This window comes from Paracoccus sp. 08 (assembly GCF_024105395.1).
Lineage (GTDB): Bacteria > Pseudomonadota > Alphaproteobacteria > Rhodobacterales > Rhodobacteraceae > Paracoccus > Paracoccus marcusii.
Genome location: NZ_WEKR01000028.1, coordinates 30,334 through 49,864 on the forward strand (window position 1 = coordinate 30,334; position 19,531 = coordinate 49,864).

A 19,531-nucleotide genomic window follows, 5' to 3' on the forward strand; every position below is an offset into this window, starting at 1 on the left:
GGTCGGCACGCTACCTGAGGGGCATGGAACAGATCAAAGCCCCCCTGACCCTGTATCTGGCCGCCCCGCGCGGCTTCTGCGCAGGCGTCGACCGCGCCATCAAGATCGTGGAACTCGCGTTGGAAAAATGGGGCGCCCCCGTCTTTGTCCGCCACGAGATCGTGCACAACAAGTATGTCGTCGACACGCTGCGCGACAAGGGCGCGGTCTTCGTCGAGGAGCTGGACGAATGCCCGGCCGACCGGCCCGTGATCTTTTCCGCCCATGGCGTCCCCAAGGCCGTCCCGGCCGAGGCGCAGCGCCGCGAGATGGTCTATGTCGACGCGACCTGCCCGCTGGTCAGCAAGGTCCATATCGAGGCCGAACGGCACCACGCCGCGGGCCTGCAGATGATCATGATCGGCCACAGGGGCCACCCCGAGGTCCTTGGCACCATGGGCCAGCTGCCCGAGGGCGAGGTGATCCTGGTCGAGGACGTGGCCGACGTGGCCCGCGTCCAGGTCCGCGACCCCGCGCGCCTGGCCTTCATCACCCAGACCACCCTGTCGGTCGACGACACCGCCGCCGTTGTCGCGGCCCTGCAGGCGCGGTTCCCCACGATCGTCGGGCCCGCCAAGGAAGACATCTGCTATGCCACCACCAACCGCCAGGCGGCGGTCAAGGCGGTGGCGCCGCATGTCGATGCGCTGCTGGTGATCGGGGCCGAGAATTCCAGCAACTCCAAGCGCCTGGTCGAGGTCGGGCGTGCCGCGGGCTGCGGCTATGCCCAGCTGGTGATGCGGGCGGCCGAGATCGACTGGCGGGCGCTGGACGGTATCCGCAGCATCGGCGTGACCGCCGGCGCCAGCGCCCCCGAGGTGCTGATCAACGAAGTCATCGACGCCTTCCACGCCCGCTATGACGTGACCGTCGAGGTGGTCGAGACCGCCGTGGAACGGGTCGAGTTCAAAGTCCCCCGCGTCCTGCGCGAGACGGCCTGACCGAACCGGCCCCTTGCCGGATCGCCCGCCCCGGTCCTATCCTCCGGCCACAGGTTGGAGGACCCCACATGACCGTCTATCTGATTGCCGAAGTCACCGTCACCGACGACGCCTGGATCGCCCCCTATGCGGCGGCGGTCCATGACATCGCCGCCCGCCACAACGGCCGCTACCTGTCGCGGTCCGGCCATATCGAGACGCTGGAGGGCGAGGCCCGCGACGTCACCCTGATCGCGCTGATCGAGTTCCCGACCCGCGAGGATGCGATGGGCTTCGTCAACGATCCCGACTATGCGCCCCATGCGAATGCCCGCAAGGGCGGGTCCGTCAGCCATTTCCGGCTGATCGACGACAGCGACGCGGCCGGCAGCATCCCCTATCTTCCCGCGCCCGCCTGAGGCCCGCTGGCCTGCCGCGCCGATCGCGGCTATAGCGGCGCGGACAAGGCGGAAAGGGACAGCATGCGGCTCTATTCGATGCCCTCATCGGGCAACAGCTACAAGGTCAGGCTGCTGGCGGCGCTGACCGGCCAGTCGCTGGACCGGGTCGATTGCGAATACGGATCGGCCGCCCTGCAGCAGGCCAAGGACCAGGGCGCGCTGCCCTTCGGCAAGCTGCCGGCGCTGCGTCTGGACGACGGGACCACGCTGGCGGAATCGAACGCCATCCTGTGCTATCTGGGCGAGGGCACGGCCTATTGGCCCGCCAGCCGGACCCTGCGGGCGCAGATGCTGGGATGGATGTTCTGGGAACAGTACAACCACGAACCGGTCATCGCGGTTCGCCAGGCGCTGGTCAGCTATCCCCATCGCGCGGCGGATGCCACGCCCGACCGGCTGGCCGACCTGTTGGATCGCGGCCACGCGCTGCTGTCCGTGATGGAAAATCATCTGGCGACCCAAGACTGGCTGGTGGGCGACGCGGCCAGCCTGGCCGACATCTGCCTCTATGCCTATACGCACAGCGCGGGTGCGCGCGGCGGGTTCGACATGAACCGCTTTCCGGCCGTGCGCGGCTGGCTGGCGCGGGTGGCGGCCCTGCCGGGGCACGTGACCATCGATGGCTGAACTGTTCGCCTGGACCGACGGCGCCTGCAGCGGCAATCCCGGCCCCGGCGGTTGGGGCGTGCTGATGCGCGCGCTGGACGGCGCGAACGTGGTCAAGCAGCGAGAGCTGCAGGGCGGAGAGCCTGCCACGACCAACAACCGGATGGAGCTGATGGCCGCCATCAGCGCGCTGGAGGCGTTGACCCGGCCCAGCACCATCGTGATCGTGACCGACAGCAATTACGTCAAGAACGGCGTGACCCAGTGGATCCACGGCTGGAAGCGCAACGGCTGGAAGACCGCCGACAAGAAGCCAGTCAAGAACGTCGAATTGTGGCAGCGGCTTGATGCGGCGCAGGCCACCCACAGCGTCGAATGGCGTTGGATCAAGGGCCATGCCGGCCATGCCGAGAACGAACGTGCGGACGAACTGGCCCGCGCGGGCATGGCGCCGTTCAAGCCGTGACGGGACAGGTGATCGCGGGGCTGCCCACGCTGGTCTGGGTGCTGGACTATGCCTCGGTGCTGGTCTTTGCGCTGACCGGGGCGCTGGTGGCCAGCCGCGCGCAGCTGGACCCGGTGGGCTTTGTCTTCATGGCCGCGATGACGGCGGTGGGCGGCGGGACGCTGCGCGACCTGATCCTGGGCCGCGACATGGTGTTCTGGGTCGCCCGGCCGTCGCTGGTCGTCGTGGCCGCGGTGGCGGCGATGGTCGTGTTCTGGACCGCGCACCGGTTCGAAAGCCGTTATCGCCTGCTGCTGTGGCTGGACGCCTTTGCCCTGTCCGTGGCGGTGCCCGCGGGCGTCGCCGTGGCCCTGGCGGGCGGGTTCAGTCCGGTCATCGTGGTCATCATGGGCGTCGTCACCGGCACCTTCGGCGGGCTGATGCGCGACGTGGTCGGCAACGAGGTGCCGCTGGTCCTCAAGCAGGGCGAGCTGTACCTGACGGCGGCCTTTGGCGGGGCGCTGGCGGCGGTGATGTTGGTCTGGATGGGCCTGGGCCGGGTCGAGGCCCTGGCCGCCTGCGGCATGGTCACCTTCGTGCTGCGTGCGGGCAGCATGGTGCGCGGCTGGAAGCTGCCGGTCTATCGCCCCCGCCCGCCGCGCACCCGCGGCTAGCGCAGGACGGGCGGCCCCGCGCGGCCCGAGTCGATGTTCTGCACCCCGGCGCGCAGCCCCTGGCCGATGCGATGCGCCATCTGCGACCAAGCGCGGGCCGACCAGGGTGGCAGGGTGCGGCGCAGCGCCTCGTCGAACAGCGCCAGCCAGATCTCGAAATGCTCGGGGCGGACGTTGCCCGCGGACAGGTGCGCGCGCATCGGGCTGCCGTTGTAGCCGGCCTTGTGCAGGATCGCGCCCTTCCAGAAGGCGGCGATGCGATCCTCATGCGCGGCCCAGTCGCCGACATGTTCGGCAAAGATCGGGGCCAGCACCTCGTGCCGCCGCACGGCGCCGTAGAAGACGGCGACGGTGCGGGCGATCTCTGCCTCGGTGATGTCGAAACGCGGGTCCATGCGCCGCATCTGGGGCAGGGGCGGCGCGGTTGCAAGGGGCCGCGTGCCGCCGTAAGGGGGGCCACCCGGTCGCAGCCCACCCGGACAAAACAGGAGCGAGCCATGAGCCACTATACCGACGCGCTGACCCAGCTGGGCAGCGACACCCCCCTGCCGCAGCACCCCGACCAGGCCGTGCTGGAACGTGTGCCCAACCCCCAGCCCGGCCAGACCTATGCCGTTCGCTTCACCCAGCCCGAATTCACCAGCCTGTGCCCGCTGACCGGCCAACCCGATTTCGCGCATCTGGTGATCGACTATGTCCCCGGCGACTGGCTGGTCGAATCGAAATCGCTGAAGCTGTTCCTGGGCAGCTTCCGCAACCACGGCGCCTTCCACGAGGATTGCACCGTGGGCATCGGCCGCCGCATCGCCGATCTGCTAAAGCCCGCTTGGCTGCGCATCGGCGGATACTGGTACCCGCGCGGCGGCATGCCGATCGACGTGTTCTGGCAGACGGGCGCGGCGCCCGCGGGCCTGTGGCTGCCCGATCAGGGCGTGCCGACCTATCGCGGGCGCGGCTAGGCGGCGTTCAGCCGCGCCAGGATCGCAGCGCGATCAGCGCCGTGTCGATCACGTCGCCAAGACGGGCCAGCAGGTGTTCGGGTTCTGGCGCGCCGCTGTCGGTCTCGGCGTCCAGCCGTGCCATCAGGCGCGACAGGCGCCGCCGATGGACGCCGGTCCACAACTGGACCGGGTCCGCGATCAGCCCCGCGAAGGTGGTGACCAGCGACCCCGCGACGGCCAGCGCCMCCCCGGTCGCGACGACCGTCAGCGGCGCGGTCTCCACCGGAAAGCCCCAGTACCACGCCCGCCCCAACGTGTCGCCCAGGGCGAAGTCGCGCACCGCGGCGCCATGCGCGCGCATCTGCGCCATCGGCCCGGCAAGCGAGATCATGCTCGGTGTCGCCCGGTGAAACAGCGCGATCCCCACGGTCAGCACGATCAGCGAGGTCGTGATCTCGGCCACGGCATTGCGGGTGTCGGCATGGCTGCGGATGGCGCGGGCGATGCGGTCGGGGGACGTGTCCGGACCCAGGCCCTGCCGCTGCAGATCGGCGATCAGCGCGCCCAGGTCGCGCTGGATCACCGTCGAGACGTCGGACCGCAGGAACACCCGCCGGCTGCGCAGCCAGCCGCCCACCCGCGTGGCCCCCATCCGCGTCAGGGCCCAGCCCGCGCCCAGCATCAGCAGGGCCACCGGCGCCAGCATCACGTTCACCGGCGCGCGCAGCAGGTCCGCGCCGATCGCGTGGCGGTGCAGTGCCAGCGTGCCACGCGGACCGTAGCGCAGCCGTGCGAACCGGCGCAGCGCCGCATCGCGGCGGGKCAGGCGGCTGCGCAGGGGGGCGGGGGGCATCGGGCTCTCCGAAGGCGGTGGCCGCAGTCTAGCGGGACGGGGGCCCATGCGCTAGGTTCGGCGCTTGCAGCGCCAAGCGGCGCTTTCTATAGAGGGCGGATGAAATTTCCGGCGTTCGGATCTCGAATTAGCAGCCCGGTGGCGTGAGGTTTCACGCCGCCGGGTCAGTCTTGTCCGAACATCTCTCAAAGGAACGCCCCGATGGCCGACGCCACGCAGCCCGATTACCGCGATACCGTCTTTCTGCCCCAGACCGAGTTTCCGATGCGTGCGGGCCTGCCCGCGCGCGAACCCGAATGGCTGGAGCGGTGGGCGCGCATCGGCGTCTATGACCGCCTGCGGTCGACCGCGGCGGGGCGCAAGCCGTTCGTGCTGCATGACGGCCCGCCCTATGCCAACGGGCATCTGCACATCGGCCACGCGCTGAACAAGACCATCAAGGACATCGTCGTGCGGTCGCACCAGATGATGGGTTTCGATGCGCGCTATGTGCCGGGCTGGGACTGTCACGGCCTGCCGATCGAATGGAAAATCGAGGAGAAGTACCGTAAGGAAGGCCGCGACAAGGACGCGGTCGACATGGTCGAGTTCCGCCAGGAATGCCGCCGCTTTGCGGCTGAATGGGTCGACATCCAGCGCGAGGAGTTCAAGCGCCTGGGCGTGACCGGGGCCTGGGACCGGCCCTATCTGACGATGGATTACCACGCCGAGGCCGTCATCGCGGCCGAGTTCATGAAGCTGGTGATGAACGGCTCGCTGTATCAGGGGTCCAAGCCTGTGATGTGGTCGCCGGTGGAGAAGACCGCCCTGGCCGAGGCCGAGGTCGAGTATCACGACCATACCAGCCACACGATCTGGGTGCGGTTCCCGATCACCACTTCAAGCCTGCTAATGAGCGAAAGCGGGTCTTCCTACGAGGACCAGCAAGCTGAAGTAACAGAGAAGGCTAGCTACCTTTTGCCTGCATCTGTGATCATCTGGACCACCACCCCCTGGACCATTCCCCAGAACCGCGCGGTCGCCTTCAACCCGGACATTGCCTATGGTCTCTACGAAGTCGATGCCGTCGCCGAAGGTTCAACCGCCGTTGCCGGGGAGCGTCTGGTACTGGCCGATGCGCTGGCCGAGGGGGTGATGGCGCAGGCAAAGGTCACGGGCTTCACCCGCGCGGCGGACGTGACCGCCGCCGATCTGGACGGGCTGATCCTGTCCCACCCCCTGCGCGGGGTCGAAGGAAGCGCGGGCGAGTGGGATTACGACGTCCCCATGCTGCCAGGTGATCATGTCACCGACGAGGCGGGTACGGGCTTCGTCCACACCGCGCCCAGCCATGGCGACGACGACTATCAGCTGGGCCTGCGCTTCAAGCTGCCGATGACCTACAATGTCGAGCCGGACGGCAGCTATCGCAAGGACCTGCCGATCTTCGGTGGCGAGGCGATCGTGGCGCCCGACGGCAAGGACGGCCCGGCCAATGTCAGCGTCATCAAGCAGCTGGCCTGGGCGGGCGCGCTGCTGGCCAAGGGCAAGATCAAGCACTCCTATCCCCACAGCTGGCGTTCCAAGGCGCCGCTGATCTATCGCAACACGCCCCAGTGGTTCGCGGCCATCGACAAGCCCTTGGACGACGGGCTGGGCCAGCATGGCGACACGATCCGGGCGCGGGCGCTGACCTCAATCGACCAGCTGGTCAAGTGGTGGCCCAAGACCGGGCGCAACCGCATCCATTCCATGGTCGAGAACCGCCCCGACTGGGTGCTGTCGCGCCAGCGGGCCTGGGGCGTGCCGCTGACCTGCTTCGTCAAGAAGGGCGCCAAGCCCACCGACGACGACTTCCTGCTGCGCGATGCGCGCCTGAACGACCGGATCGTCGCGGCCTTCGAGGCGGATGGCGCGGATGTCTGGTACAGCGCGGGCTTCAAGGCGCGGGTGCTGGACGGGATCGCGGACCCCGAGGCCTATGACCAAGTCATGGACGTGCTGGACGTGTGGTTCGACAGCGGCTCGACCCACAGCTTCGTGCTGCGCGACCGCGAGGATGGCGCACCGGACGGGATCGCCGACGTCTATCTGGAAGGCACCGATCAGCATCGCGGCTGGTTCCAGTCGTCGCTGCTGCAGGCGTCGGCCACCAAGGGCCGCGCGCCCTATCGCAACGTGGTCACGCATGGCTTCACGCTGGACGAGAAGGGCATGAAGATGTCCAAGTCGCTTGGCAACACCATCGTGCCCGCCAAGGTGATCGAACAGTACGGCGCCGACATCCTGCGCCTGTGGGTGGCGCAGGCCGATTATACCGCCGACCAGCGGATCGGCCCCGAGATCCTGAAGGGCACCGCCGACAGCTATCGCCGCCTGCGCAACACGCTGCGCTTCCTGCTGGGCGCGCTGGCCGGGTTCGACGATGCCGAACGCATCGAGCCCGCCCAGATGCCCGAGCTGGAGCAGTGGATGCTGCACCGGCTGGCGCAGCTGGACCACCAGGTCCGCCAGGGCTATGCGGCGTTCGATTTCCAGGGCGTGTTCCAGACGCTGTTCCAGTTCTGCACCGTCGATCTGTCGGCCTTCTATTTCGACGTTCGCAAGGACGCGCTCTATTGCGACGCGGCGGACAGCCCGCGGAGGCGGGCGGCGCGGACGGTGCTGGACCTGCTGTTCCACCGGCTGGTGACCTGGCTGGCGCCGATCCTGCCCTTCACCATGGAGGATGTCTGGCTGTCGCGCTTCCCGTCGGAGGATGACAGCGTGCATCTGCACGATTTCGCGCAGACGCCTGCGGATTGGCTGAACGAGCCGCTGGCCGCCAAATGGGAGCATGTCCGCCGCGCCCGCCGCGTGGTCACCGCCGCGCTGGAGGTCAAGCGGACCGACAAGACGATCGGCGCCAGCCTGGAGGCCGCGCCCGTCGTCCATGTCGAGGATGCCCAGATGCTGGCCGCGCTGAAGTCGGTGGCCTTCGCGGATGTGTGCATCACGTCGGACCTGTCGCTGACCGCGGACCCCGCGCCCACCGAGGCGTTCCGCATGGCCGAGACCCCGGGCATCGGCGTCGTCTTCGAGACCGCCGAGGGTGAGAAATGCCAGCGCTGCTGGAAGATCCTGCCCGATGTCGGCACGCATGCCCATCCGGGCGTCTGCGCGCGCTGCGACGCGGCCCTGGGATGACCGATGACGACCTGCGCGGGGCGATCCTTGCGCAGGTCGCCCGGCTGCGGCCGGGCACGACCTGCTGCCCCAGCCGGATCGCACGCGATCTGGCCGAGGACTGGCGCCCGCTGATGGACCCGCTGCGGCGTCTGGCGCTGCGGATGGCGGCGGAGGGGGACATCGCCGTCCTGCAGAAGGGCCGCCCCGTGGGGCCCGATCCGCGCGGCCCGATCCGATTGGCGCGGCGCTAGACCAGCCACCACCCCCGTGCCTTCAACTGGTTGCGAATCATCTTTTCCGGGGCAGGGGTCGGCCTGTCGGCAAAGATCGGGCGCACCTTCTGGCGTCCCTTGTCCTGATAGATCAGTTTGCGCGCAGGCTCCCATTCCCGCAGCACGCGCTTGACCTCCCTGGCGGCCACGGCGTCCTCTAGCGCGGTGATCGCGGCCTCGGGGTCGCGGGCATAGAGGAGCGGCAGCCGCCGGTAATGGCAGGTCACGTCGCCGTCCAGACCGTCCAGCGCAGGGCCGGGCCGCCCGCCGCCCAGGCTGTGGATGACCAGCGGCAGCACCGCCTGGTCCAGCCACGGGTCCATCACTTGGCAGGCCAATGCGTCATGCGGGCTGTCGCGCAAGGCCAGCGCCCAGGCCAGGAACCGCTGGCCGAACTCTGCCGGGTCGGACCCGAAGAACCAGCCTGCGTTGAAGTAAAGATAGCGTTCCCAGTGTTCGTCAGGCTGCGACAGGTCCAGCGTGGGGGCGAAGGACAGTCCGAACCGGTCGTAAAGCGATTGCCAGATGCCGTGATAGCCCGGGCCGTAAAGCGGCGGCTTGGGCCAGGTCCCCTCGCGCCGCATCGAGGCGGATGGCCGGGCGAAGTCGAAGCGGACCCGGTCCAGTTGCCCGGTGATCAGCGTGTCGGTGTCTAGAAACAGGAACGGCTTGCCCGCAGGCAGGACTGACAGGGCCTCGATCTTGTTGCCTTGAGGATAGGAGGCGCCGAAATGGCGCGCGGTGAACGGCACGATCATGGCGCCGAAATCGGTCAGCAGTTGGCGGCACGGGTCCGATATGGCCGTGTCATGCCCGCTCCAGGCGCCGTCGGGGGTGGGTTCGGCGATGAACACCGTGCCCGTGAAGTCCGGGGCATGCGCGCGCAGGCTGGCCATGAGGATCACGGCCTCGAACTCCAGCCGTCCGGCCTGGGCGACGATCAGCAGATTGGGCTGCTTAAGTTTCCTGGGGGGCACCCGACATCCTTTGCGGAACGTGATCGGGTTCAGCCTAGCGGTTGTGCGGGGACAGCAAAAGCCCCACTGCAGGGATGGTCCCTGCCACCACTTGATCATCCGGAATGTCAGGAAAGTGGTGGGCGACCCTGGAATCGAACCAGGCGTGGGTCTCCCCGGCGGAGTTACAGTCCGCTGCCGCACCTTGCAGCACGTCGCCCGCCGATCGCTTTCGGCGTGCGGGGTGATTAGCCGCCCCGTCGGGGGGCGTCAAGCGGATTTCCAGGGCTTGCGCGATGCGCGCCCTGCGCGCAGAGAAGGGTCCACAAGGAAAGGAGGCCGCGCATGTCCGACAAGAGCGGAAACGCCAAGAAGCCCACATGGGTCATCGACAAGGAACGCGCCCGCCGCGCGGCCGCCGCCGAGACGGTCTGGCTGTTCGGCCTGCACGCGGTCCGCGACGCGCTGGCTAACCCGGTGCGCCAGAAGCTGCGCCTGGTGGTCACCCAGAATGCGCTGGCCCGGCTTGGCGATCTGCACGGGATGGAGCCCGAGATCACCGATCCGCGCATCTTCGACAAGGCCGTGGGGCTGGCCGCCGAAAGCGTCCACCAGGGCGCTGCGCTGGAGGTCAAGCCGCTGAAATGGGGCAGCCTGTCCGAGGTCGCGCTGCGCGAGGCGCCCGGAGAGACGCGGCCGCTGCTGGTCGCGCTGGACCGGGTGACCGATCCGCACAACGTCGGCGCGATCCTGCGGTCGGCCGAGGTGTTCGGCGCGCGCGCGGTCATCGCCCCGCACCGCCATTCCGCCCCCGAGACTGGCGCCCTGGCCAAGACGGCGTCGGGCGCGCTGGAGCGCCAGCCCTATCTGCGCGTGCCGAATCTGGCCGAGGCGCTGACCCAGCTGAAGAACATGGGCTTCATCCTGGTGGGTCTGGACGGCACCGGCACCGAATCGTTGCCCGACCTGATGTCGGACCTGTCGGGCAGGGCGGTCTGCCTGGTGATGGGCGCCGAAGGGCCGGGCATGCGGGAGCTGACGATGAAGACCTGCGACCACGTCGCGCGGATTCCCTTTGCCGCCGATTTCGGGTCGCTGAACGTGTCGAACGCCGCCGCCGTCGCCCTGTATGCCGCGGGGCGTGCCTGAATATCACATCCCTGCGACGATTATGTCACGCGCGTTGAGATTTGGTCCGGCTGCTGTCAAGTAGACCGGACCGCAACCGTCGAGTCGTCATGAAAGCCTCTGTCCTGTGCCTGCTGATCAGCCTTGCGGCCGCGCTTCCCGCGGCGGCGCAGGACTGGGCCGTGGGCGGGTTCGACCCGGTGGGCTATGCGCAGGCCGGTCGCCCGACCCCGGGGCGCAGCGACATCGCGACGATGTGGAAGGGCCAGCTGTGGCATTTCGCATCCGAAGAGAATCGCGCCCGGTTCGAGGCCAACCCGCGATCCTTTGCCCCGGCGCTGGACGGGATGTGCCCCGTGTCCATCGTCGACGGACGCCCGCAGATGGGTGATCCGCGCCATTTCGCGGTGGTGGCGGGCAGGCTGTACCTGCTGGAATCAGGTGCCGCGGAACGGCGCCTGTCCAGTGACCCCGCCGGGATCGTGGCAGAGGCTCAGCGCCTGTGGCGCTGACGCCGGCGACACAAGAATCACAAATGCGTGAGCGGGGTGGAACTTTTCTGCCTGATGCCCATTTACACCTCATGGCATGACCCCGGAACGGTCATGTCCAGATCACTGTCCCTCGTTCCGCGACTTGCGCCCGGCCATCGTATGGACCGGGCGCTTTTTCTATGAGAAGCTGCAACCTGCGGCTGCGGCCCGGAGGAGGGACGATCATGGACATCCACACGGACGAGGATCACGACATCGCGCGCATCGCCCGCGACACCAAAGTCGTGGCAATGGTGGGCCTGTCCCCCAACGAGGCGCGGCCAAGCTGGGGCGTCGCCCGCTATCTGCAGTCCCAGGGCATCCGCGTCATCCCGGTCAATCCCGGTCACGACGGCCAGACCATCCTGGGAGAGCGCGTCTATGCGACGCTGGCCGACATCCCGGCCGCCGAAGGGGTGCAGCTTGTCGACATCTTCCGCCGCTCGGACGCGGTGGGGCAGGTGGTCGACGAGGCGCTGGCCCATCTGCCCGACCTGCAGGTGATCTGGACCCAGCTTGGCGTGCGCGACGACGCGGCCGCCGAGCGTGCCCGCGCGCGCGGCATCACCGTGGTTCAGGACCGCTGCCCCAAGATCGAGTTTCCGCGCCACCTGTAGCGGTCCGATATCTGCTTGACGGGCGGACGGGGTGGCACTAATCAGGCCCGACCTCAGGGGTATAGCTCAGTTGGTAGAGCATCGGTCTCCAAAACCGAGGGTCGTGGGTTCGAGTCCCCCTGCCCCTGCCAGGTCCTTCCTTCAGACCTGCGTCCTGACCGCGATCAGGGTTGAAAAGCCGGGCGTGCCCGGCTAGACCCGCGGTCGCATTTGCCCAAGGAGCCGCCCGTGGCCAATCCCGTCCAGTTCATCAACCAGGTCCGCGCCGAAGCCGCCAAGATTTCCTGGCCGACGCGCCGCGAGGTGATCACCACGACCATCATGGTCCTGATCTTCGCCTCGATCACCAGCCTGTTCTTCTTCCTGGTCGACCTGACGATCCGCACCGGTCTGACCCAGGGGCTGCGCCTGATCAGCGGCTGATCGGGGCTTGCAATTGCGGGCGGGGGGCGGTATTTCCCCCCGACTGTCCGGGACACGGCGTGCATCGAATGCGCATGCGCGCCGATTTGCATATTTCCGGACGACATGGAATTCAAAGGGTTGGCGCGCTGTCCGCGTGATTCCCGAAAGATGAGCAGGGGTCGATCGAGACATGGCAAAACGTTGGTATTCGGTCAGCGTCCTGTCGAACTTCGAAAAGAAGGTCGCCGAGGCGATTCGCCAGTCCGTCGCCGAGAAGGGCCTGGACGACCAGATCGACGAGGTCCTGGTCCCGACCGAGGAAGTGATCGAGATCCGTCGCGGCAAGAAGGTGACGTCCGAGCGCCGCTTCATGCCCGGCTATGTGCTGGTGCACATGGAGATGTCGGACCGGACCTATCACCTGGTCAACTCGATCAACCGCGTCACCGGCTTTCTGGGCGCGCAGGGCAAACCGATGCCGATGCGCGACGACGAAGTGAACATGATGCTGCACCGCTCGGACGACGGCGCACCCGCCGCGCCGCGCAACCTGATCCGCTTTGACGTTGGCGAGAAGGTCAGTGTGACCGACGGCCCGTTCGAGGGGTTCTCGGGGATGGTCGAGGAGATCGACGAGATTTCCTCGCGCATCAAGGTGACCGTGTCGATCTTTGGCCGGCCGACGCCGGTCGAACTGGAATTCACGCAGGTTTCGAAATCTTCGTGATCAGCTGCGGGAGGCCGTGAGGCCGCACCGCTAAATCGGCCCTCGTGCGGGGCTTGATGACAAAGGAGAAGGCCAGATGGCCAAGAAAGTTGTTGGCAGCCTGAAGCTGCAGATCAAGGCGGGCCAAGCGAACCCGTCGCCCCCCGTCGGCCCGGCCCTGGGTCAGCGCGGCATCAATATCATGGCGTTCTGCAAAGAGTTCAACGCCAAGACCCAGGAGATGGAGCAGGGTTCGCCCGTGCCCGTCGTCATCACCTATTATGCCGACAAGTCGTTCACCTTCGAGACGAAGACGCCGCCCGCGTCCTTCCTGCTCAAGAAGGCAGCCGGCCTGAAGCCGGTCGGCAAGCGCAACCGCGCCAAGGGTTCGGACAAGCCGGGCCGTGCCACTGCAGGCACCGTGACGGTCAAGCAGATCCGCGAGATCGCCGAGACCAAGATGAAGGACCTGTCGGCGAACGACGTGGATGCCGCGATGAAGATCATCGTCGGTTCCGCCCGGTCGATCGGCATCGAGGTGAGGGGCTGATCATGGCAAACGTTTCCAAGAAGAAGACCGCCGCCCGCGCCGCCTTCGAAGGCAAGGCCAACCTGACCGTCGAGGACGCCGTCAAGCTGGTCAAGGCACAGGCCTCGGCCAAGTTCGACGAGACCGTCGAGATCGCGCTGAACCTGGGCGTCGACCCGCGTCACGCCGACCAGATGGTCCGCGGCGTGGTGACCCTGCCCGCAGGCACCGGCAAGGACGTCCGCGTCGCCGTGTTCGCCCGTGGCCCCAAGGCTGACGAAGCCAAGGCCGCCGGTGCGGACATCGTTGGCGCCGAGGACCTGATGGAGACCATCCAGTCCGGCAAGATCGAGTTCGACCGTTGCATCGCGACGCCGGACATGATGCCGCTGGTCGGCCGTCTGGGCAAGATCCTGGGCCCGCGCAACCTGATGCCGAACCCCAAGGTCGGCACCGTGACGATGGACGTGAAATCGGCCGTCGAAGCAGCCAAGGGCGGCGAGGTCCAGTTCAAGGCCGAGAAGGCGGGCGTCGTCCATGCCGGCATCGGCAAGGTCTCGTTCGACGAGGACAAGCTGGCCCAGAACCTGCGCGCCTTCGTGGACGCGGTGAGCCGCGCCAAGCCGACGGGTGCCAAGGGTACCTACATGAAAAAGGTCTCGATCAGCTCGACCATGGGTCCGGGCGTGTCGATCGACGTGGTCTCTGCGACCGCGAACTGACCACAGGAATTTCCCCGCCGGACAAGGGCGGGGAATGGCGGGGCCGCACGCGGCCCTGTCCTGTCCGAGACGGAGGGTGCGGGGGAAACCTTGCTTAATTGCCTTCCTGAGATGGGGAAGCGTTTTTCCGAAGGCCCAGTCCTTCGGGTGATCTTGCCCTAACGGACCCGACCCGGTCCCGTTCGAGACCGGGAAAAGTGAGAGCCGGGGGGAAACCCCCAACTTGGAGTGAAACCGTGGATAGAGCACAGAAAGAACAGCTGGTCGAGGAACTCGGCCAGATCTTCGAAAGCTCTGGCGTCGTGGTGGTTGCCCACTACGAGGGGATGACGGTTGCACATATGCAGGACCTCCGCGCGCGCATGCGCGAAGCGGGTGGTTCGGTTCGCGTTGCCAAGAACAAGCTCGCCAAGATCGCCCTGGAAGGAAAGCCTTGCGCAAGCATCGCCGACTACCTGACGGGCATGACCGTGATCACCTATTCGGAGGATCCGACCGCTGCTGCGCGGATCGCCGACAAGTACGCCAAGGATAACGATCGTTTCGTGATCCTGGGCGGTGCGATGGGTGGTTCGGCCCTGGATCCGGCCGGTGTGAAAGCCGTCGCCTCGATGCCGTCGCGTGATGAGCTGATCGCTCAGATCGTGTCGTGCCTCGGTGCGCCCGCTTCGAACATCGCCGGTGCCATTGGCGCGCCTGCTTCGAACATCGCGAGCATCCTCACGACCCTCGAGGAACGTGAGGCTGCGTAAGCAACCTATTCCCGACTGGTGGTTGAAGACCCGACGTTGGAACATTAACTGGAAAGAACGGAAAAATGGCTGATCTGAAGAAACTCGCCGAAGAAATCGTGGGCCTGACCCTGCTGGAAGCCCAGGAACTGAAGACCATCCTGAAGGATGAGTACGGCATCGAGCCGGCTGCCGGTGGCGCCGTCATGATGGCTGGCCCCGCTGCTTCGGCAGAAGCCGCCGAAGAGAAGACCGAATTCGACGTCGTCCTGGTCGAAGCCGGCGCCAACAAGATCAACGTGATCAAGGAAGTTCGCGGCATCACCGGTCTGGGCCTGAAAGAAGCCAAGGACCTGGTCGAAGCTGGCGGCAAGGTCAAAGAAGGCGCTTCCAAGGCTGACGCCGAAGAAGTGAAGAAGAAGCTGGAAGCAGCCGGCGCCAAGGTCGAGCTGAAGTAATCGATCCTTTGATCGGTTGAAGACAGGCAGGGTCCGGGGTTTCCCGGTCCCTGCCGAACCTGTCTTGAAGGGCGGTCCGGCTGGCGGACATTCCTTCAGGGCATGTTCGAGGTTCGGGAGCCGCGCGGTGGGACGCGTGGCACGAATGGAACCTCACCCCTGCATTCGTAGGTGCGTTCCGGGGGCCCCGACCCGGACGCGCGCGAAGACGAAAGGTGACAAGACCCCATGGCGCAAGCTTATGTCGGCCAAAAGCGGATCCGCCGCTATTATGGCAACATCCGTGAAGTTCTGGAGATGCCGAACCTGATCGAGGTTCAGAAATCCTCCTATGACCTGTTCCTGAACTCGGGCGAGGGCAGCGGTCATAACGATGGTGACGGCATCCAGGGCGTGTTCCAGTCGGTGTTCCCGATCAAGGACTTCAACGAGACGGCCACGCTGGAGTTCGTCAAGTACGAGCTGGAGAAGCCGAAATACGACGTGGACGAGTGCCAGCAGCGCGACATGACCTATGCCGCGCCGCTGAAGGTCACCCTGCGTCTGATCGTGTTCGATGTCGACGAGAACACCGGGGCGAAATCCGTCAAGGACATCAAGGAACAGGACGTCTTCATGGGCGACATGCCCCTGATGACGACGAACGGCACGTTCATCGTGAACGGCACCGAGCGCGTGGTCGTCAGCCAGATGCACCGCAGCCCGGGCGTGTTCTTCGACCATGACCGCGGCAAGACCCATTCCTCGGGCAAACTGCTGTTCGCCTGCCGCATCATTCCCTATCGCGGCTCGTGGCTGGACTTCGAATTCGACGCCAAGGATCTGGTGTTCGCCCGCATCGACCGCCGCCGCAAGCTGCCGGTGACGACTCTGCTCTATGCCCTTGGCATGGATCAGGAAGCGATCATGGACGCGTTCTACGAGACCGTGACCTACTCCCTGCGCCGCGAGGGGCGCGAGCAGGGCTGGGTGACGCGGTTTTTCCCCGAGCGCGTGCGCGGCACCCGGCCTGCCTATGACCTGGTGAACGCCGATACCGGCGAAGTCATCACGAAGGCCGGCGAGAAGGTCACCCCGCGCCTGGTGAAGAAGCTGCTGGAATCCGAAGAGCAGCTGAACCTGTTCGTCCCGTTCGAGCGCATCGTCGGCCGCTTCGTCGCCAAGGACATCGTCAACGACCAGACTGGCTTCATCTATGCCGAGGCCGGCGACGAGATCACCGCGGAATACGACAAGCAGGGCGAGATGACCGGCGGCCTGCTGAAGGTGCTGCTGGACAACGACATCACCGATGTGCCGGTTCTGGACATCGACCACGTCAACGTGGGTCCCTACATCCGCAATACGATGGCGGCCGACAAGAACATGGGCCGCGAAGGCGCGCTGATGGACATCTATCGCGTCATGCGCCCGGGCGAGCCGCCCACCGTCGAGGCCGCGTCGAACCTGTTCAACTCGCTGTTCTTCGACAGCGAGCGTTACGACCTGTCCGCCGTGGGCCGGGTCAAGATGAACATGCGCCTTGATCTGGACGCCCCCGACACGCAGCGCACGCTGCGCCACGAGGACATCGTGTCCTGCATCAGCGGCCTGGTCGAACTGCGCGACGGCAAGGGCGAGATCGACGACATCGACCACCTGGGCAACCGCCGGGTGCGTTCGGTCGGCGAGCTGATGGAGAACCAGTACCGCGTCGGCCTGCTGCGCATGGAGCGTGCCATCCGCGAGCGCATGTCCGGCGTCGAGATCGACACCGTCATGCCGCAGGACCTGATCAACGCGAAACCCGCAGCGGCGGCGGTGCGTGAATTCTTCGGCTCCAGCCAGCTGTCGCAGTTCATGGACCAGACGAACCCGCTGTCCGAAGTGACGCACAAGCGTCGCCTGTCGGCCCTTGGGCCGGGCGGTCTGACGCGCGAGCGTGCAGGCTTTGAGGTTCGCGACGTTCACCCGACGCACTATGGCCGGATGTGCCCGATCGAGACGCCGGAAGGCCAGAACATCGGCCTGATCAACAGCCTTGCCACCTTTGCACGGGTGAACAAGTACGGTTTCATCGAGACGCCCTACCGCAAGGTGGTCGACGGTCACGTGACCGACGACGTCGTCTACATGTCCGCGACCGAGGAGATGCGTCACACCGTGGCGCAGGCCAACGCGACCCTGGACGAGAACGGCAACTTCACCGACGAGCTGATCTCGACCCGCCAGTCGGGCGACTTCATGCTGAACCCGGTCGATGCTGTCGACCTGATCGACGTGTCGCCCAAGCAGCTGGTTTCGGTCGCCGCAGCGCTGATCCCGTTCCTTGAGAACGACGACGCCAACCGCGCGCTGATGGGCTCGAACATGCAGCGTCAGGCCGTGCCTCTGCTGCGTGCCGAGGCGCCGTTCGTGGGCACCGGCATGGAAGCCACCGTGGCGCGCGATTCGGGCGCCGCGATCATGGCGCGCCGCGGCGGCATCATCGACCAGGTCGATGCGCAGCGGATCGTGGTCCGGGCGACCGAGGACATGGGCGCAGGCGACGCGGGCGTGGACATCTATCGCCTGCGCAAGTTCAAGCGTTCGAACCAGTCCTCGACCATCAACCAGCGCCCGCTGGTGAAGGTCGGAGAGAAGGTCGTGGCCAACCAGGTCATCGCGGACGGTCCCTCGACCGACCAGGGCGAACTGGCGATCGGCCGGAACGTGGTCGTGGCCTTCATGCCGTGGAACGGCTACAACTACGAGGACTCGATCCTGATCTCCGAGCGGATCCACCGCGACGACGTGTTCACCTCGATCCATATCGATGAATACGAGGTTGCGGCCCGCGACACCAAGCTGGGGCCGGAGGAGATCACCCGCGACATCCCGAACGTGGGCGAAGAAGCCCTGCGCAATCTGGATGAAGCCGGCATCGTCTATATCGGCGCCGAATGCGGACCGGGCGACATCCTGGTGGGCAAGATCACCCCCAAGGGCGAAAGCCCGATGACGCCGGAAGAAAAGCTGCTGCGCGCCATCTTCGGTGAGAAGGCGTCCGACGTCCGCGACACCTCGCTGCGTCTGCCGCCGGGTGCCTATGGCACGATCGTCGAGGTCCGGGTGTTCAACCGCCACGGCGTCGACAAGGACGAGCGTGCCCTGCAGATCGAGCGCGAGGAAGTCGAGCGTCTGGCGCGCGACCGCGACGACGAACAGGGCATCCTGGACCGCAACATCTATGCGCGTCTGAAGACCCTGATCCTGGGCAAGACCGCCCTGAAGGGGCCGAAAGGCATCAAGTCGGGAACCGAGATCACCGAGGAGCTGCTGGGCACCATGTCTCGCGGCCAGTGGTGGCAATTGGCCGTCAGCGAAGAGGACATCGCCAAGGATGTCGAGGCGCTGAACGGCCAGTACGACACCCAGAAGAAGCTGCTGGAAGCCCGCTTCGAGGACAAGGTCGAGAAGGTCCGTCAGGGCGACGACCTGCCGCCGGGCGTGATGAAGATGGTCAAGGTGTTCGTCGCCGTGAAGCGCAAGCTTCAGGCGGGGGACAAGATGGCCGGTCGTCACGGCAACAAGGGCGTCGTGTCCAAAGTCGTCCCGATGGAGGACATGCCGTTCCTGGCGGACGGCACCCCCGTCGACCTGGTTCTGAACCCCCTGGGCGTGCCGTCGCGCATGAACGTGGGTCAGATCCTGGAGACCCACATGGGTTGGGCCAGCCGCGCCCTGGGCCTCAAGATCGATGAGGCGCTGGAAGAGTATCGCCGCAACGGCGACATGACTCCGGTCCGCGAGGCGATGCGCATCGGTTACGGCGACGAGCTGTATTCCGAGATGTTCGACGGCCTGGACGACGAGACCCTGCGCGAGCATGCGGGCACCGTCCGCACGGGCGTGCCGATCGCGACGCCGGTCTTCGACGGCGCCAAGGAGGCCGATGTCAACGACGCGCTGACCCGTGCCGGGTTCGACACGTCGGGCCAGTCGGTGGTGTTCGATGGCCGTTCGGGCGAACAGTTCGCCCGCAAGGTCACCGTGGGCATGAAGTACGTCCTGAAGCTGCACCACCTGGTCGACGACAAGATGCACGCGCGTTCCACGGGTCCGTACTCGCTGGTCACGCAGCAGCCCCTGGGCGGCAAGGCCCAGTTCGGCGGCCAGCGTCTTGGCGAGATGGAGGTCTGGGCCCTGGAAGCCTATGGCGCGGCCTACACGCTGCAGGAAATGCTGACGGTCAAGTCGGACGACGTCGCCGGCCGCACGAAGGTCTACGAGTCCATCGTCAAGGGCGAGGACAACTTCGAGGCGGGCGTGCCGGAATCGTTCAACGTGCTGGTCAAGGAGGTCCGGGGTCTGGGCCTCAACATGGAACTCCTGGATGTGGACGAGGAGGAGTGAGGGCGAAAGCCCTC

General features: G+C 66.6%; 21 protein-coding genes and 2 tRNA genes. 19 read left to right on the plus strand and 4 right to left on the minus strand.

Annotated elements, in window-relative coordinates; translation table 11 throughout:
• Positions 1-23: 23 nt before the first annotated feature.
• The 5 genes from ispH to GBO37_RS11005 all read left to right on the plus strand — a co-directional run bounded on the left by ispH (position 24) and on the right by GBO37_RS11005 (position 3,145).
• Positions 24-980 carry a 4-hydroxy-3-methylbut-2-enyl diphosphate reductase gene (ispH, locus tag GBO37_RS10985; protein WP_252928999.1) on the plus strand — a complete coding sequence of 319 codons (957 nt, stop codon included), beginning with the start codon at positions 24-26 and terminating at the stop codon, positions 978-980.
• Positions 981-1,048: 68 nt separating this feature from the next.
• Positions 1,049-1,378, plus strand: a complete 330-nt coding sequence (locus tag GBO37_RS10990; RefSeq protein ID WP_045981390.1) for a DUF1330 domain-containing protein — start codon at positions 1,049-1,051, stop codon at positions 1,376-1,378.
• A gap of 63 nt (positions 1,379-1,441) precedes the next feature.
• A complete protein-coding gene (locus GBO37_RS10995) occupies positions 1,442-2,047 on the plus strand; it encodes a glutathione S-transferase family protein (RefSeq protein WP_148910969.1) in 606 nt (201 codons plus the stop codon).
• A complete protein-coding gene (gene rnhA, locus GBO37_RS11000; RefSeq protein WP_045981388.1) occupies positions 2,040-2,492 on the plus strand; it encodes a ribonuclease HI in 453 nt (150 codons plus the stop codon). Before GBO37_RS10995 ends, rnhA begins: the two co-directional genes overlap by 8 nt.
• Positions 2,489-3,145 carry a TRIC cation channel family protein gene (locus GBO37_RS11005; RefSeq protein WP_252929001.1) on the plus strand — a complete coding sequence of 219 codons (657 nt, stop codon included), beginning with the start codon at positions 2,489-2,491 and terminating at the stop codon, positions 3,143-3,145. Before rnhA ends, GBO37_RS11005 begins: the two co-directional genes overlap by 4 nt.
• Here GBO37_RS11005 and GBO37_RS11010 read toward each other — a convergent pair.
• Positions 3,142-3,540: a group III truncated hemoglobin gene (locus tag GBO37_RS11010; RefSeq protein WP_252929002.1), complete on the minus strand. Its 399-nt coding sequence runs from the start codon at positions 3,538-3,540 to the stop codon at positions 3,142-3,144. The genes GBO37_RS11005 and GBO37_RS11010 overlap by 4 nt on opposite strands.
• Positions 3,541-3,642: 102 nt before the next feature.
• Between GBO37_RS11010 and queF the strand changes: the two genes are divergently transcribed.
• Positions 3,643-4,104, plus strand: a complete 462-nt coding sequence (gene queF / locus GBO37_RS11015) for a preQ(1) synthase (RefSeq protein WP_148910972.1) — start codon at positions 3,643-3,645, stop codon at positions 4,102-4,104.
• A 7-nt stretch (positions 4,105-4,111) separates the two neighbouring features.
• On the opposite strand, the gene GBO37_RS11020 is transcribed toward queF, so the two are convergent.
• Positions 4,112-4,939 (minus strand): DUF6635 family protein, encoded by an 828-nt coding sequence (locus GBO37_RS11020; RefSeq protein ID WP_252929003.1) that lies wholly within the window; start codon positions 4,937-4,939, stop codon positions 4,112-4,114.
• A gap of 201 nt (positions 4,940-5,140) precedes the next feature.
• Between GBO37_RS11020 and ileS the strand changes: the two genes are divergently transcribed.
• Together ileS and GBO37_RS11030 are read left to right on the plus strand one after the other, a co-directional pair.
• On the plus strand, positions 5,141-8,104 hold the full coding sequence (gene ileS, locus GBO37_RS11025; RefSeq protein WP_252929004.1) for an isoleucine--tRNA ligase: 2,964 nt from the start codon (positions 5,141-5,143) through the stop codon (positions 8,102-8,104).
• On the plus strand, positions 8,101-8,337 hold the full coding sequence (locus tag GBO37_RS11030) for a DUF3253 domain-containing protein (protein WP_045981383.1): 237 nt from the start codon (positions 8,101-8,103) through the stop codon (positions 8,335-8,337). The genes ileS and GBO37_RS11030 overlap by 4 nt, the downstream gene beginning before the upstream one ends.
• On the opposite strand, the gene GBO37_RS11035 is transcribed toward GBO37_RS11030, so the two are convergent.
• On the minus strand, positions 8,334-9,335 hold the full coding sequence (locus GBO37_RS11035) for a hypothetical protein (RefSeq protein ID WP_148910975.1): 1,002 nt from the start codon (positions 9,333-9,335) through the stop codon (positions 8,334-8,336). The genes GBO37_RS11030 and GBO37_RS11035 overlap by 4 nt on opposite strands.
• 116 nt (positions 9,336-9,451) lie before the next feature.
• Positions 9,452-9,535: transfer RNA gene (locus GBO37_RS11040), tRNA-Tyr, on the minus strand.
• Between the two features lie 124 nt (positions 9,536-9,659).
• Here GBO37_RS11040 and rlmB point away from each other — a divergent pair.
• The 11 genes from rlmB (at position 9,660) to rpoB (ending at position 19,517) form a co-directional block, all read left to right on the plus strand.
• Positions 9,660-10,463, plus strand: a complete 804-nt coding sequence (gene rlmB, locus GBO37_RS11045) for a 23S rRNA (guanosine(2251)-2'-O)-methyltransferase RlmB (RefSeq protein ID WP_045981381.1) — start codon at positions 9,660-9,662, stop codon at positions 10,461-10,463.
• A gap of 89 nt (positions 10,464-10,552) precedes the next feature.
• A complete protein-coding gene (locus tag GBO37_RS11050; RefSeq protein ID WP_045981380.1) occupies positions 10,553-10,954 on the plus strand; it encodes a YHS domain-containing (seleno)protein in 402 nt (133 codons plus the stop codon).
• 206 nt (positions 10,955-11,160) lie between these two features.
• Positions 11,161-11,592: a CoA-binding protein gene (locus tag GBO37_RS11055; RefSeq protein WP_046001338.1), complete on the plus strand. Its 432-nt coding sequence runs from the start codon at positions 11,161-11,163 to the stop codon at positions 11,590-11,592.
• Positions 11,593-11,647: 55 nt separating this feature from the next.
• A tRNA-Trp gene (locus GBO37_RS11060) sits at positions 11,648-11,723 on the plus strand.
• 97 nt (positions 11,724-11,820) lie between these two features.
• Positions 11,821-12,015 carry a preprotein translocase subunit SecE gene (gene secE, locus GBO37_RS11065; protein WP_042249102.1) on the plus strand — a complete coding sequence of 65 codons (195 nt, stop codon included), beginning with the start codon at positions 11,821-11,823 and terminating at the stop codon, positions 12,013-12,015.
• A gap of 172 nt (positions 12,016-12,187) precedes the next feature.
• Positions 12,188-12,724: a transcription termination/antitermination protein NusG gene (gene nusG, locus GBO37_RS11070; protein ID WP_045981378.1), complete on the plus strand. Its 537-nt coding sequence runs from the start codon at positions 12,188-12,190 to the stop codon at positions 12,722-12,724.
• 76 nt (positions 12,725-12,800) lie between these two features.
• On the plus strand, positions 12,801-13,253 hold the full coding sequence (gene rplK / locus GBO37_RS11075; RefSeq protein ID WP_045981377.1) for a 50S ribosomal protein L11: 453 nt from the start codon (positions 12,801-12,803) through the stop codon (positions 13,251-13,253).
• A 2-nt stretch (positions 13,254-13,255) separates the two neighbouring features.
• A complete protein-coding gene (gene rplA, locus GBO37_RS11080; RefSeq protein WP_046001339.1) occupies positions 13,256-13,954 on the plus strand; it encodes a 50S ribosomal protein L1 in 699 nt (232 codons plus the stop codon).
• A 236-nt stretch (positions 13,955-14,190) separates the two neighbouring features.
• Positions 14,191-14,706, plus strand: a complete 516-nt coding sequence (gene rplJ, locus GBO37_RS11085; RefSeq protein WP_045981375.1) for a 50S ribosomal protein L10 — start codon at positions 14,191-14,193, stop codon at positions 14,704-14,706.
• A 65-nt stretch (positions 14,707-14,771) separates the two neighbouring features.
• Positions 14,772-15,143 carry a 50S ribosomal protein L7/L12 gene (rplL, locus tag GBO37_RS11090; protein ID WP_042249114.1) on the plus strand — a complete coding sequence of 124 codons (372 nt, stop codon included), beginning with the start codon at positions 14,772-14,774 and terminating at the stop codon, positions 15,141-15,143.
• Positions 15,144-15,371: 228 nt separating this feature from the next.
• Entirely contained in the window at positions 15,372-19,517 is a 4,146-nt protein-coding gene (gene rpoB, locus GBO37_RS11095) for a DNA-directed RNA polymerase subunit beta (RefSeq protein ID WP_252929005.1), read from the plus strand.
• The last annotated feature ends 14 nt before the right edge of the window (positions 19,518-19,531 follow it).